Raw genomic sequence first — 11,847 nt, 5'->3', positions numbered from 1 at the left:
GAACCAACGGACAAAATGGTTCTAACGGAACTAATGGTAAAGATGGAAAGGACGGAAAAGATGGCGTTACCCCTACAATTACCATTAATAGTGAGGGTTATTGGGTGATAAATGGACAAACTTCTACTACTAAAGCTAAAGCTGAAAATGGTAAAGATGGAAAGGACGGAAAAGATGGTGTTACCCCTACTATAACCATTAACAGTGAGGGTTATTGGGTGATAAACGGACAAGTTTCTACTACCAAAGCTAAAGCTCAAAATGGTAAAGATGGAAAGGACGGAAAAGATGGTGTTACCCCTACTATAACTATTAATAATGAGGGTTATTGGGTGATAAATGGACAAACTTCTACTACTAAAGCTAAAGGAGAAGACGGTAAAGAAGGAAAAAAAGGCGACAAAGGAGCTGATGGTGCAAAAGGACAAGATGGTAAAGATGCTCCTAAACCTAATATCAAAAATGGTTATTGGTATATAGGTGATGAAAAAACGGAAGTAAAAGCTACAGGTGCCCAAGGAGAGAAAGGAGAAAGAGGTCTCCCTGGTAAAGACGGTTCTGTAATCTATGCTGATAAGGGGAAACCTACTACCCAAGGTAAGGACGGAGATTATTATATTGATACAGAAGCTAAGATATTCTATGGTCCTAAAGCAAATAACACTTGGCCTACTACAGGTATTTCATTGACTGGTAAAAATATCAATAATGAAGATTATCAACTAAGTGATGATGGTAAAACTTTGATAAAGTGGTTGAACCCTAAAACACGTTTTATTGATATGGATGCAGACCCTAGACTAAGAGAGGTGACAAAAATTGGCAATAATGCTTTCGATAGACAAGTAAATAACATTGATTATCAGTTCACTACTATCATCATAGGCAATAAAGTCAACGAAATAGGAGAAAATGCTTTTAGACTTTGCAACAGACTTAGAACTGTAGAGCTTCCTGAAGAACTTAGAAAGATAAATGCAGGAGTTTTTGATAACTGTACACGTTTGCAAAATATAGAAATTCCTGAAAATGTAACTTCTATAGGAACTGGTGCTTTTTCAAGTTGTGTAAAACTCTTTTCAGTTATCATACCTAAAAATGTTACTAGCTTAGGTAATGCCTCTTTTAGCAACTGTGCGAACCTACACACAATTATTATACGTCAACCTAATGCTTTTCCTTTATCTAATATTTTTGTAGGCACACCTATTAAAAATATTTATGTACCTTCTGGAAGTGAAGAGGGTTATAAAAGCAAAGCTGCTAACCTCAAAGACAAAATCAAAGTATTAGATTTAGTAGATTAATTTCATTATCAGGTAATAAAGACTTTGTCAGAGTTTTAGGACTTTGACAAAGTCTTTATGTCAAAAAAATGAATAAAAATATAATCCTTAGAAAAGCGGTTGCGAATGAAGCTCCTATTATTTGGGAGATATTAGCCACTGCCATAGAAAGGCGCAAAGCTGATGGTAGCGACCAATGGCAAGATGGCTATCCTAATGAAGGAGTAGTCGCTGACGACCTCAGCAAACAATATGGTTATGTGTTAGTAGAAGGCAAAACTATTATAGGTTATTGCGCTCTTATACTAAACGATGAGCCTGCTTACAAAACTATTGAGGGGCAATGGCTTAGCAATGAAGATTTTATGGTAATACATCGCGTTGCTATCGCTCCTGAGTATTTGGCAAAAGGTTTAGTGCAAACAATGTTAACCTACATAGAGGAATTAGCGAAAGAGCAACACATACATTCGCTACGCGCTGATACTAATTTTGACAATGCGGCTATGCTACATCTCCTACAAAAAATGGGGTATCATTATTGTGGTGAGGTAATGATGAGAGGAGGAAAACGCAAAGCTTTTGAGAAATACAGCGGCTAACCTATTGCTTAAAAAACAAAAAAATGTTATTAACCTATTTAGAAAGATTTATAACCGAAGAGCGCAAAGAGCGTTTTCGCGAGATTATTGGACAACGCACTAATCATTTCACTGTTGCTATGGAAGATGTTTTTCAGATGCACAACACTAGTGCGGTAGTGCGTACTTGCGAGGTATTTGGAGTGCAACAAGCTCACAGCATAGAGGGGCGCTTCGGCAAACGCCTTGATGCTAAAATAGCAATGGGTGCTCAAAAGTGGGTAGATGTATTTCGCTATGACAATACTCAGCACTGCATAGATAGCCTCCGTGCTAAAGGCTACCAGATAGTAGCTACCACTCCGCACAAAGACGCTTACTTTCTGAATGATTTTGACATCAGTAAAAAGAGTGCTTTCTTCTTTGGCACTGAAAAAGAAGGTCTCTCGGAGCAGGTACTCTCGCAGGCTGATACTTTTTTGAAAATACCAATGGTAGGCTTTACTGAAAGTCTGAATATATCAGTAGCAGTGGCCATTGTACTACAACAACTAACCGATAGACTTAGACGCAGCGACCTACACTGGCAACTAACCGAAGAAGAGCGTTATGATACCTTAGTACATTGGACAAAACAATCTATCAGAAATGTGAATGATGTATTAAAACGCTATGAAGAAATAAAAGATACGTTATGAAAAAACTGTTAATCTACGTTTACTTATTTGTCTGCCTCATACCCTCCTTATGGGGACAACAGCCTGCTACCCTTGTGAATGCTGAGGCAAATCTCTATAAGGTAGATGAACTACTATACCGTAGCGAACAGTTAGTAAGTGAGGATAAGGCTATTATCAAGCGTATTCCTATAAAATCGATTATTAATTTGCGATACTTCACCCGTTCGGGCGACAGAAAGTTGTTTGCTCCTTCAGAAGGCGTAAAGCTGATAAACCATCCGTTACTAACATGGCGCATCAAAGCTCCTGAAATAGCCCAAACGCTGAAACTTATACGGCAGCACCAACAAGAAGGTGCTGTACTCTTACATTGTTATCACGGGGCTGACCGTACAGGTATAATGGTAGCTATGTACCGCATTATCTACCAAAATTGGAGTATAAAAGACGCTAAACACGAAATGCTAAATGGACCTTATGGCTACCACAGTGTGTGGAAAAACTTAGAAGCTCTATTTACCGAACAAACTGTAGCTGAAGTGCGCCAACACTTAGGTATCAAATAAATAACACAATGAAAGTAAAAGATATTATCGCTCCCTTAGAAGAGCTTGCTCCGCTAAACTATGCAGAAAGTTTTGACAATGTAGGTCTATTAGTAGGTGATGCTGAGCAAGAAGTGACGGGAGTGCTCATCACCTTAGACACGTTAGAGCCAGTAATAGACGAAGCTATCGCTATAGGTTCAAACCTAATTATCAGCTTCCACCCTATTATCTTTAGCGGACTCAAATCGCTGACAGGTAAGACATATGTAGAGCGCGTAGTGATGAAAGCTATACAGCACCATATTGCTATCTACAGTATGCATACTGCTTTAGACAATCAGTTTGAGGGGGTAAATGCTTCTATTTGCGACCGTTTAGGGCTACAAAACAGACGTATTCTTATACCTCAGCCTGACACTATTCAAAAACTTATTACCTATGTACCTAAAGCCGATGCTGAAATGCTCCGCAAGGCACTGTTTGCTGCAGGAGCTGGCAATATAGGCAATTACGCTGAGTGTAGTTTTAATATTGAAGGTAATGGCACTTACAAGGGCAATGATGCCTCTCACCCTACTATTGGCACTCCAAATGTATTTCACACCGAAGCTGAGACTCAAATAGGTGTTATATTTCCCAAGCACCTACAAAGTGTTATATTAAAAGCTCTGCTACAATATCACCCCTATGAAGAGGTAGCTTATGAGATTTACACTCTTGAAAACTACCACCAACATATAGGAATGGGAATGATAGGTGAATTGAGCGAAGCTATGAGTGAAACTAACTTTTTGGCATTACTACAAGAACGTATGCAAGCAAAGGGTATCAGACATAGTGCTTTAAGAGGAAATCCTATAAAAAAAGTAGCTGTATTAGGCGGTAGCGGTACATTTGCTATCGAAAATGCTAAACGAGCAGGTGCTGATATTTTTATATCAGCAGACTTTAAATACCACGATTTTTTCAAGGCTGAAGGGCAAATATTATTAGCTGATATAGGACATTATGAAAGCGAACAATACATAAAATTACTTTTATTTGAGTTTCTTTCAAAAAAAATTCCTACCTTTGCAGTCTCAATATCAAAAGTGGACACCAATCCTATCAAATATTATTCGTAAATATGGCACAAAAAGTGGATATTACCGTAGAAGAAAAGTTAAGAGCTTTGTATGATTTACAGCTTATTGACTCAAAAATTGATGAACTACAGAACACACGTGGCGAGCTTCCATTAGAAGTTTCTGACCTTGAAGATGAGGTAGAAGGACTAAAGAAACGACACGTAAAATTCAAAGAAGAATTAGATGCCTTACAAGCAGGTATTGCTGAAAAGAAGGCAAAGATAGAAGAGGCGAAGGCGCTGATAAAGAAATACAGCACCCAGCAAAAAAACGTACGTAACAACCGCGAGTATACCTCTATATCTAAGGAAATAGAATTCCAAGAATTAGAAGTACAATTAGCAGAAAAGCGCATCAAAGAGGGAAAGGTATTAGTAGACCAGAAAAAAGAAGCTATTAAGCAGGTAGACGAACGCAAGGCACAACGCGATGCTCACTTAAAACAGAAAAAAGCTGAATTAGGTTCGGTATTAGCTGAAACTGAAAAAGAAGAAGCTTTCTTAAGAGAAAAAGCTGAAGAGTATGCTGCTAAGATAGAAGAGCGTTTATTAAAGGCTTATCAACGCATTCGCGAGAGTGTAGTCAACCGTTTAGCAGTAGTGCCTATACAACGTGGTGCTTCAGGGGGTTCATTCTTTACTATCCCTCCTCAAGTACAAGTTGAGATAGCTTCTCGCAAGAAAATCATCACTGATGAACACAGTGGGCGTATATTAGTAGATGCTGCCTTAGCTGATGAAGAAAAAGAGAAAATGGAAGCTCTTTTCAAGAGTTTTCAATCTCAGCCATAATTAATGTATTTTTTGAAAAAGACGCTGTTTAACCTTCCAAAATTTCTAACAGCGTCTTTTTTTATTTCAATCTATCCTATAATAGCTTTATTGTTCTACCTCTTCGAGATGTACAAGCTCAACTCCTGCTTTTTCTAAGAATACTAGACCTTCATTATCGCGGTATCCCTCTTTATAAACTACACGCTTAATACCCGATTGGTAAATGAGTTTGCTACACTCTTTGCAAGGAGACATTGTAATATAGAGCGTAGCCCCTTGTGAAGATTGTGTAGAAGCCGCTACTTTCATTATAGCATTTGCTTCAGCGTGTAACACAAACCAATGGGTATTGCCCTCTTCATCTTCACAGCAATTATCAAAACCAGTAGGCGTACCATTATAACCATCAGATATTATCATACGGTCTTTTACCATTATAGCTCCCACTTGCTTGCGCTGAGAATATGAGAGTTTAGCCCACTCCATAGCCATTCGCATATAAGCTTTATCATAGCGCAATTGCTTTTCTTGCTGCTGCTTCATCATCTTGAATTTGTTTTTTAAGAAGTGATACTGATGAAAACTTCCGTTCTTCACGGAGATATTTCACAAAATATATAGTCAAATCTTGTCCATAAAGGTCTTGGTTAAAATCAAAGAAATAAACCTCAATAGAAGCTCCTTTCCCTTGAATAGTAGGGTTCTTACCTATACTCATCATACCGTATACTTTTCGCCCCTCAATAAGACTATACACTACATATACCCCATCTTTAGGTATCAGTTTATAAGAAGCCTCTACCTGAAGATTAGCTGTAGGAAAGCCTATAGTTCTACCTAATTTGAGGCCGTGTACTACTTTACCCGTAAAACTATAAGGTACTCCAAGATAATGTTCAGCTATCTCTACCTTCCCTTCATTAAGAGCTTGTCTTATTTTAGTAGAACTAACAGACACCTCATCTACCTCTTGCACCGAAATTTCTTCTACTGAAAAACCATATTGTTCCCCAAAAAGACGCATATTATCAATATTAGCAGTCCGATTTTTACCAAAATGGTGGTCATAACCTATGATTACCTTTTTAGCACGGAGGTGCTTCACTAAAAGCTCAAACACAAAAGCTTCAGCAGAAAGGTTCGCAAAAGCCTCATTAAAAGGTTGTACAATAAGCAAATCAACCCCAAGCGACTGTAGAAACTGTTTCTTCTCTGCCAGCGTATGAATAAGCTTCAGCTGCTGGTCGTGCTGTACTATCATACGCGGATGAGGAAAAAAAGTAAAGACAGTAGCCAATAGTCCGTTTTTGTGTGCTGTTTCTACCACCCTTTTGATAATTTTCTGATGCCCCAGATGTACACCATCAAAAGTACCAATAGTAATGACAGTTGGCTTTTCAGAGGTAAAAGTAGTAATATCGGTTATTTCTCTCACTTGTCGTAAAACTTATTATAGATATCAATATATTTTTCTTTTATAACACGGCGCTTAAGCTTGAGGGTAGGTGTGAGAAGTCCTTCGTCAATCGTCCATTCGTCAGGGGTAAAATCAAAGAGTTTTACCTGTTCCCATTTTCCCAAATGTCTGTTTACCCTTTCTACCTCTTGGGCTACACGATTATGAACCTCCTCATTCTTAGCTATTTCGGCATTTGTATTACCTATTTTTAGGTTATGGCGTCTTGCCCATTCCCTCACAAAAGGAAAGTTAAGCTGAATAATAGCAGCAGGCATCTTCTCTCCCTCACCCACTACCATTGCATTTTCAATAAAACGAGAGAGCTTCAACTGGTTTTCAATAAGCTGAGGGGATACATATTTTCCTCCTGAAGTTTTAAAGATTTCCTTTTTTCTATCTGTTATTTTCAGGAAGCCCTCAGCATCCAATTCACCAATATCGCCTGTATGAAAGAAGCCATCAGTAATATTTTCAGCGGTTTGTTCCGCATTTTTATAATAGCCTAACATCACATTTTCTCCCTTAACAAGAATTTCCCCATCTTCAGCTATTTTTACCTCTACATTATTTACAGGCTTGCCTACGGTACCAATTTTCCAATACCTACCTGATTCTCGATTAACAGAGATCACAGGCGAAGTCTCAGTAAGCCCATATCCTTCCATAATAGTAAGCCCTGCTGCAGAAAATACTTTTGCTAAACGCGGAGAAAGCGCGGCACTACCACAGACTATCATCTGTATACGCCCTCCTAAGGCTTCACGCCACTTACTAAATATAAGTTTGCGCGCTATCTTCAATTGAATTTCATACCAGAAGCCATTAGCACCATAAGGTTCATAATGAAATCCTAAACCGAGTGCCCAGAAGAAAAGCCTTTTCTTAATCCCCTTAAGTTCTGTGCCTTTAGCAAATATTTTATCATAAATCTTCTCTATAAGGCGTGGTACTACTGTAAGGATATTCGGTTTAACTTCTTGAAGATTTTCACTTATTTTTTCGATAGACTCAGCAAAATAAATACGCAATCCATCATACTGATAAAGATAAGTAAGCATCCTCTCAAAAACATGGCACACCGGCAAAAAGCTAAGCGCTGTAGAACCTGGTAAGATTGGAAGCCTATCTTGGCAGTTGATAATATTAGAAATAATATTCCAGTGAGAGAGCATTACTCCTTTAGGGCGATTAGTAGTACCCGAAGTATAAATAATAGTTGCTAAATCATCTTTTTTAATGCTATTTTTAAGGTCTTCTACCTCTTGTTGATTGCTTTCATCTGCTCCTAAATCAAATATTTCTTGCCAAGAGTGAGCAAGCTCAACTGTATCAAAGGTAAAAATAGTAATCAGATGCGGTAATTTATTTTTGATAGAAGTAATTTTATCTAATAACACCTTATCAGAGACGAAGCAATACTTACATTCTGAATGATTTAGTATGTACTCAAAATCTTCTAAAGTAATGGTAGGATAGATAGGTACATTTTGCGCCCCTATTTGTAGGATACCAATATCTAAGATGTGCCATTCAGTGCGATTAGTACTCGAAATGACAGCTATTTTATCATCTTTTTTAACTCCTAAGCGCAATAATCCTCTACTTACGCAGTTCGCTTTCTGAATATAAGTTTGTGTTGAAGTCTTTTCCCACTTCCCATTGTATTTGGTTGCAAAAGCATCGTCCAATGGGTATTTAGTTTGTTGATAATAAGGAATATCAAACAAACGAGTAACGGTATTCATTGTTCTTTTGTTTTTTATTTTTGGTTATGTGTGCAAAAGTAATAAAATTTTGTTAAATGGCAAATAAAACAATGAGTCAATTCACTTCTTTTGCGCAAACTGACTCATTCTTATTTAAAAAAATTAACACATTATCTCTACTCAACAGTTACCGATTTGGCTAAATTGCGAGGCTGATCTACATTGCAACCGCGCTTAATAGCGATGTAATAAGAGAGCAATTGCAAAGGCACAGAAGCCAAGATTGGCGTAAGAGCCTCACTAATTTCAGGTATTTCAATCACGTGGTTAGCCAGACCTGCCATTTGGGTATCCCCTTCTGTTACTACGGCTATAATTTTGCCTTTTCGTGCCTTAATCTCCTGAGCGTTAGATACTACCTTATCATAATGCCCTTTGTTTGGTGCAATAAATATTACAGGCATATTCTCATCAATAAGGGCTATAGGCCCGTGCTTCATCTCTGCAGCAGGATAACCTTCAGCGTGAATATACGATATTTCTTTCAGTTTCAAAGCCCCTTCTAAAGCCGTTGGGAAGTTAAAACCACGTCCTAAATACAAACAATTAGTAGCGTGCTTATAGTTTTCTGCTATTGCTTTCACATTATCGTGCACTTTATTAAGGGTAATCTCCAAAAGTGAAGGAATTTTGCCCAAATCTTCGCATAAACGCTGATATGTCTCGTCAGAAATAGTACCTTTCTTATGTCCTAAGTGCAAAGCGATAAGGGTAAGCACTGTAAGTTGTGTAGTAAAGGCTTTGGTCGAAGCCACTCCTATTTCAGGACCTGCGTGGGTATAAGTACCCGAATCGGTAATACGAGCTATCGAAGAACCTACCACATTGCAAATTCCATAGATAAAAGCGCCTTTCTCTTTTGCCAATTTAAGAGCTGCCAAAGTATCAGCGGTCTCTCCTGACTGCGAGATAGCAATAACGATATCATCTTTATTGATAATCGGATTGCGGTAGCGGAACTCCGAGGCGTATTCTACTTCTACAGGGATACGTGCGTACTCTTCTAAGAGATACTCACCTACCAGCCCAGCGTGCCACGAGGTACCACAAGCTACAATAATGATGCGTTTAGCATTGAGAAAGCTTTCCAAATGCGCTTCAATTCCTGATAGCTTAGTAGTATGGTCAGGCAACAACCTACCTCTCATTGTATCTTGTATCGACTTAGGTTGCTCGTAAATTTCTTTGAGCATAAAGTGGTCATAACCTCCTTTTTCTATAGCATCAAGGTTTAACTTCAGTTGCTGTACAAAAGGACTCACAGCCTCATTACTGCCTATTTTAATCACTTTTAAAGGCTCGTTTAGGCGAATAGTGGCCATTTCGCCATCTTCTAAATACACAGCATTTTGGGTGTATTCAATAAATGGTGAAGCATCTGAAGCTATAAAAAACTCATCACTACCTACACCAATTACCAGCGGACTCCCTAAGCGTGCCACTACTATCTCTTGCGGATTGCCTTCTTCCATTACGGCAATAGCAAAAGCTCCTACTACCTCATTAAGGGCGTAGCGTACCGCTGTAGCTAAGTCTTTTTGTTCTTTTTGTTTAAAATATTCTATAAAGTTCACTAATACCTCAGTATCGGTGTCAGAATGAAAGGTAAATCCTTCTTTGATAAGGTTTTGCTTAATACTCGCATAGTTCTCAATAATACCGTTATGCACGATAGCTATCTTGCCCGAATTAGACAGATGAGGATGCGAATTAACATCATTAGGCACTCCGTGGGTAGCCCAACGCGTATGCCCCATACCGCTACCATAAGCAGGCACATCAGCTCCTGCTTTAGCCACCAAGTCAGATACTTTACCTTTAGTTTTCTCAGTATGAAAAGTTGTGGCGTTTAGTATAAAGCCAGCACTGTCATAGCCTCGATATTCTAAACGTCTAAGTCCATCAATCACGATGGGAAAAGCGGCACGTTTGCCTAAATAACCTACGATTCCACACATATTTTTTATTTTTTAAGTTTCCTTTTTTCATTTTATACTCTTACGCTCTCGGGCACTAATACCGTATAATCACCATTATTGCGAATTACATCGCGTACAATAGACGATGATATAAAAGAGGTACGAGCTGCCGTAAGCAAAAAGACAGTTTCTATCTTAGATAGGGTGCGGTTAGTATGTGCAATAGCTTTCTCAAACTCAAAGTCGGCAGGGTTGCGAAGCCCTCTTAAGATAAATTGAGCATCAATTTCTCTGCAATAATCAACTGTCAGTCCCTGATAAGTACTTACCTTCACTTTGGGTTCATCGGCAAAGGCTTTTTCTATAAACTCTTTGCGCTGTTCAACGGTAAACATATAATTCTTATCACCATTTACACCTATGGCTACTACTATTTCGTCAAATAGAGCCAAAGCACGGCGTATAATATCAAAATGTCCTAACGTAATAGGGTCAAAAGACCCGGGGAATAAAGCTCTTTTCAATGGTTAATTATTTAGTATTAAGTACTCGTTCTATCTCGCTTTCAAATAAGTCTGCCAAGCTAATCCCCGCTACTTTAGCTTGCTGTGGCAATAGGCTCGCTTCCGAAAGACCTGGGGTCGTATTCATCTCTAACAAATAAGGGGTATCCCCTACTATAATGAATTCACTTCTACTAAAACCTTCCATTTTCAATAGTCGGTACACGCGCTCTGCCAAAGCGTTAATTTTAGCCGTCATCTCTTCCGAAATGCGCGCTGGGGTTATCTCTTGCGATTTGCCATTATACTTAGCGTCATAGTCAAAAAAATCATTTTCTGACACTATTTCAGTCATTGGCAACACCTTTATGACTCCGCGATACTTAATCACACCAATAGAAATCTCAGTTCCTTTCAAGAAACTTTCTATAAGTATCTCATCATCTACCGCAAAAGCTTTATCAATAGCCTCTTTTAGGGCAGCTTCTTCATTTACTTTGCTAGCGCCTAAGCTACTACCTGCCTTATTAGGTTTTACAAAGCAAGGCAAGCCTACTTTAGCTACTATATCGGCAGTACTATAGTTTTCCCCTTTATTCAGATAATACGACGGAGCTGAAAGAATACCAAAAGGTTTTAGCACCGATAACATATCGCGTTTGTTAAAGGTCAATGCCGAAGCGTACATACTACAGCCTGTTAAGGGCACGCCTATCAGATTAAAATACGCTTGCAGATAACCGTCTTCCCCTGGGGTACCGTGAATAGCGTTAAACACCGCCTCGAAAGTAATCTTTTGCCCGTTTATTACTACTGAAAAGTCATTGCGGTTGATAGGGTATTCAGCATTCTGTTCATCTACATACACCCATTTATCTCTATCGATACGCACTAAGTAAGGTGTGTACTTTTCTTTATTAAGGTGATTAGCTACCACCCTTGCACTTTTTAAAGAAACAGGAGCTTCATCAGAGTAGCCCCCCATTATTATTGCTATATTTTTCTTCATATCACGTTTTTTGTTTATAAGTCCCTTTTTCACTCTTCTAATAAGTTAGAGACTTCTTTTTGAAGTACTGGTATATACTGCCATACTATTGCCCAAATAATTTCATCAGAAACAGTATCATAACCGTGTATAATTCTATTGCGAACATCTACTATCTGACGTGCTTGTGTTATCTGAATCTCACTATCTTTCTTCA

The 11,847-nt window shown here is 38.5% G+C and carries 13 protein-coding genes; 6 read left to right on the top strand and 7 right to left on the bottom strand.

Going from position 1 to position 11,847, the window contains the following annotated elements:
* From HMPREF9074_RS10170 to HMPREF9074_RS10145, 6 genes are all read left to right on the top strand, one after another.
* Positions 1–1,307 (top strand): leucine-rich repeat domain-containing protein (locus HMPREF9074_RS10170; RefSeq protein ID WP_052141383.1); only part of this gene is annotated, 1,307 nt, incomplete at its 5' end.
* A 68-nt stretch (positions 1,308–1,375) separates the two neighbouring features.
* Positions 1,376–1,888: a GNAT family N-acetyltransferase gene (locus tag HMPREF9074_RS10165; RefSeq protein WP_009391236.1), complete on the top strand. Its 513-nt coding sequence runs from the start codon at positions 1,376–1,378 to the stop codon at positions 1,886–1,888.
* Positions 1,889–1,911: 23 nt separating this feature from the next.
* Positions 1,912–2,565: a TrmH family RNA methyltransferase gene (locus tag HMPREF9074_RS10160; protein WP_009391235.1), complete on the top strand. Its 654-nt coding sequence runs from the start codon at positions 1,912–1,914 to the stop codon at positions 2,563–2,565.
* Positions 2,562–3,113 (top strand): tyrosine-protein phosphatase, encoded by a 552-nt coding sequence (locus HMPREF9074_RS10155; protein ID WP_009391234.1) that lies wholly within the window; start codon positions 2,562–2,564, stop codon positions 3,111–3,113. Before HMPREF9074_RS10160 ends, HMPREF9074_RS10155 begins: the two co-directional genes overlap by 4 nt.
* A gap of 8 nt (positions 3,114–3,121) precedes the next feature.
* The gene (locus HMPREF9074_RS10150) at positions 3,122–4,219 is read left to right on the top strand and encodes a Nif3-like dinuclear metal center hexameric protein (RefSeq protein WP_009391233.1); all 1,098 of its coding nucleotides are present in this window, start codon (positions 3,122–3,124) and stop codon (positions 4,217–4,219) included.
* A gap of 2 nt (positions 4,220–4,221) precedes the next feature.
* Positions 4,222–5,013 (top strand): zinc ribbon domain-containing protein, encoded by a 792-nt coding sequence (locus HMPREF9074_RS10145; RefSeq protein ID WP_009391232.1) that lies wholly within the window; start codon positions 4,222–4,224, stop codon positions 5,011–5,013.
* Positions 5,014–5,100: 87 nt separating this feature from the next.
* Here the strand turns inward: HMPREF9074_RS10145 and HMPREF9074_RS10140 are convergent, their stop codons facing one another.
* From HMPREF9074_RS10140 to HMPREF9074_RS12720, 7 genes are all read right to left on the bottom strand, one after another.
* Positions 5,101–5,541 (bottom strand): deoxycytidylate deaminase, encoded by a 441-nt coding sequence (locus tag HMPREF9074_RS10140; RefSeq protein ID WP_009391231.1) that lies wholly within the window; start codon positions 5,539–5,541, stop codon positions 5,101–5,103.
* The gene (locus HMPREF9074_RS10135) at positions 5,504–6,430 is read right to left on the bottom strand and encodes a bifunctional riboflavin kinase/FAD synthetase (RefSeq protein WP_009391230.1); all 927 of its coding nucleotides are present in this window, start codon (positions 6,428–6,430) and stop codon (positions 5,504–5,506) included. The genes HMPREF9074_RS10140 and HMPREF9074_RS10135 overlap by 38 nt, the downstream gene beginning before the upstream one ends.
* Positions 6,427–8,199, bottom strand: a complete 1,773-nt coding sequence (locus HMPREF9074_RS10130; RefSeq protein ID WP_009391229.1) for an AMP-dependent synthetase/ligase — start codon at positions 8,197–8,199, stop codon at positions 6,427–6,429. Before HMPREF9074_RS10130 ends, HMPREF9074_RS10135 begins: the two co-directional genes overlap by 4 nt.
* 137 nt (positions 8,200–8,336) lie before the next feature.
* Positions 8,337–10,178 (bottom strand): glutamine--fructose-6-phosphate transaminase (isomerizing), encoded by a 1,842-nt coding sequence (gene glmS, locus HMPREF9074_RS10125; protein ID WP_009391228.1) that lies wholly within the window; start codon positions 10,176–10,178, stop codon positions 8,337–8,339.
* 32 nt (positions 10,179–10,210) lie between these two features.
* Positions 10,211–10,663 (bottom strand): pantetheine-phosphate adenylyltransferase, encoded by a 453-nt coding sequence (gene coaD / locus HMPREF9074_RS10120; protein ID WP_009391227.1) that lies wholly within the window; start codon positions 10,661–10,663, stop codon positions 10,211–10,213.
* A gap of 7 nt (positions 10,664–10,670) precedes the next feature.
* Positions 10,671–11,651 (bottom strand): D-alanine--D-alanine ligase, encoded by a 981-nt coding sequence (locus tag HMPREF9074_RS10115; protein WP_034540596.1) that lies wholly within the window; start codon positions 11,649–11,651, stop codon positions 10,671–10,673.
* Between the two features lie 29 nt (positions 11,652–11,680).
* The gene (locus tag HMPREF9074_RS12720) at positions 11,681–11,806 is read right to left on the bottom strand and encodes a HepT-like ribonuclease domain-containing protein (RefSeq protein ID WP_255359615.1); all 126 of its coding nucleotides are present in this window, start codon (positions 11,804–11,806) and stop codon (positions 11,681–11,683) included.
* Positions 11,807–11,847 lie beyond the last annotated feature (41 nt).

Origin of the sequence: Capnocytophaga sp. oral taxon 329 str. F0087 (genome assembly GCF_000213295.2) — a bacterium.
Taxonomy (GTDB): Bacteria; Bacteroidota; Bacteroidia; order Flavobacteriales; family Flavobacteriaceae; genus Capnocytophaga; species Capnocytophaga leadbetteri_A.
The sequence above is the reverse complement of the archived record's forward strand: the minus strand, read 5'-3'. Positions and strand labels throughout refer to the sequence as shown.

What these genes read in the sequence shown, in the direction of transcription:
- HMPREF9074_RS10160 (WP_009391235.1), top strand. Translation starts at nt 1,912, where the DNA reads ATGTTATTAACCTATTTAGAAAGATTTATAACCGAAGAGCGCAAAGAG.
- HMPREF9074_RS10130 (WP_009391229.1), bottom strand. Translation starts at nt 8,199, where the DNA reads ATGAATACCGTTACTCGTTTGTTTGATATTCCTTATTATCAACAAACT.
- HMPREF9074_RS10145 (WP_009391232.1), top strand. Translation starts at nt 4,222, where the DNA reads ATGGCACAAAAAGTGGATATTACCGTAGAAGAAAAGTTAAGAGCTTTG.
- glmS (WP_009391228.1), bottom strand. Translation starts at nt 10,178, where the DNA reads ATGTGTGGAATCGTAGGTTATTTAGGCAAACGTGCCGCTTTTCCCATC.
- HMPREF9074_RS10140 (WP_009391231.1), bottom strand. Translation starts at nt 5,541, where the DNA reads ATGATGAAGCAGCAGCAAGAAAAGCAATTGCGCTATGATAAAGCTTAT.
- HMPREF9074_RS10150 (WP_009391233.1), top strand. Translation starts at nt 3,122, where the DNA reads ATGAAAGTAAAAGATATTATCGCTCCCTTAGAAGAGCTTGCTCCGCTA.
- HMPREF9074_RS10165 (WP_009391236.1), top strand. Translation starts at nt 1,376, where the DNA reads ATGAATAAAAATATAATCCTTAGAAAAGCGGTTGCGAATGAAGCTCCT.
- HMPREF9074_RS10115 (WP_034540596.1), bottom strand. Translation starts at nt 11,651, where the DNA reads ATGAAGAAAAATATAGCAATAATAATGGGGGGCTACTCTGATGAAGCT.
- HMPREF9074_RS10155 (WP_009391234.1), top strand. Translation starts at nt 2,562, where the DNA reads ATGAAAAAACTGTTAATCTACGTTTACTTATTTGTCTGCCTCATACCC.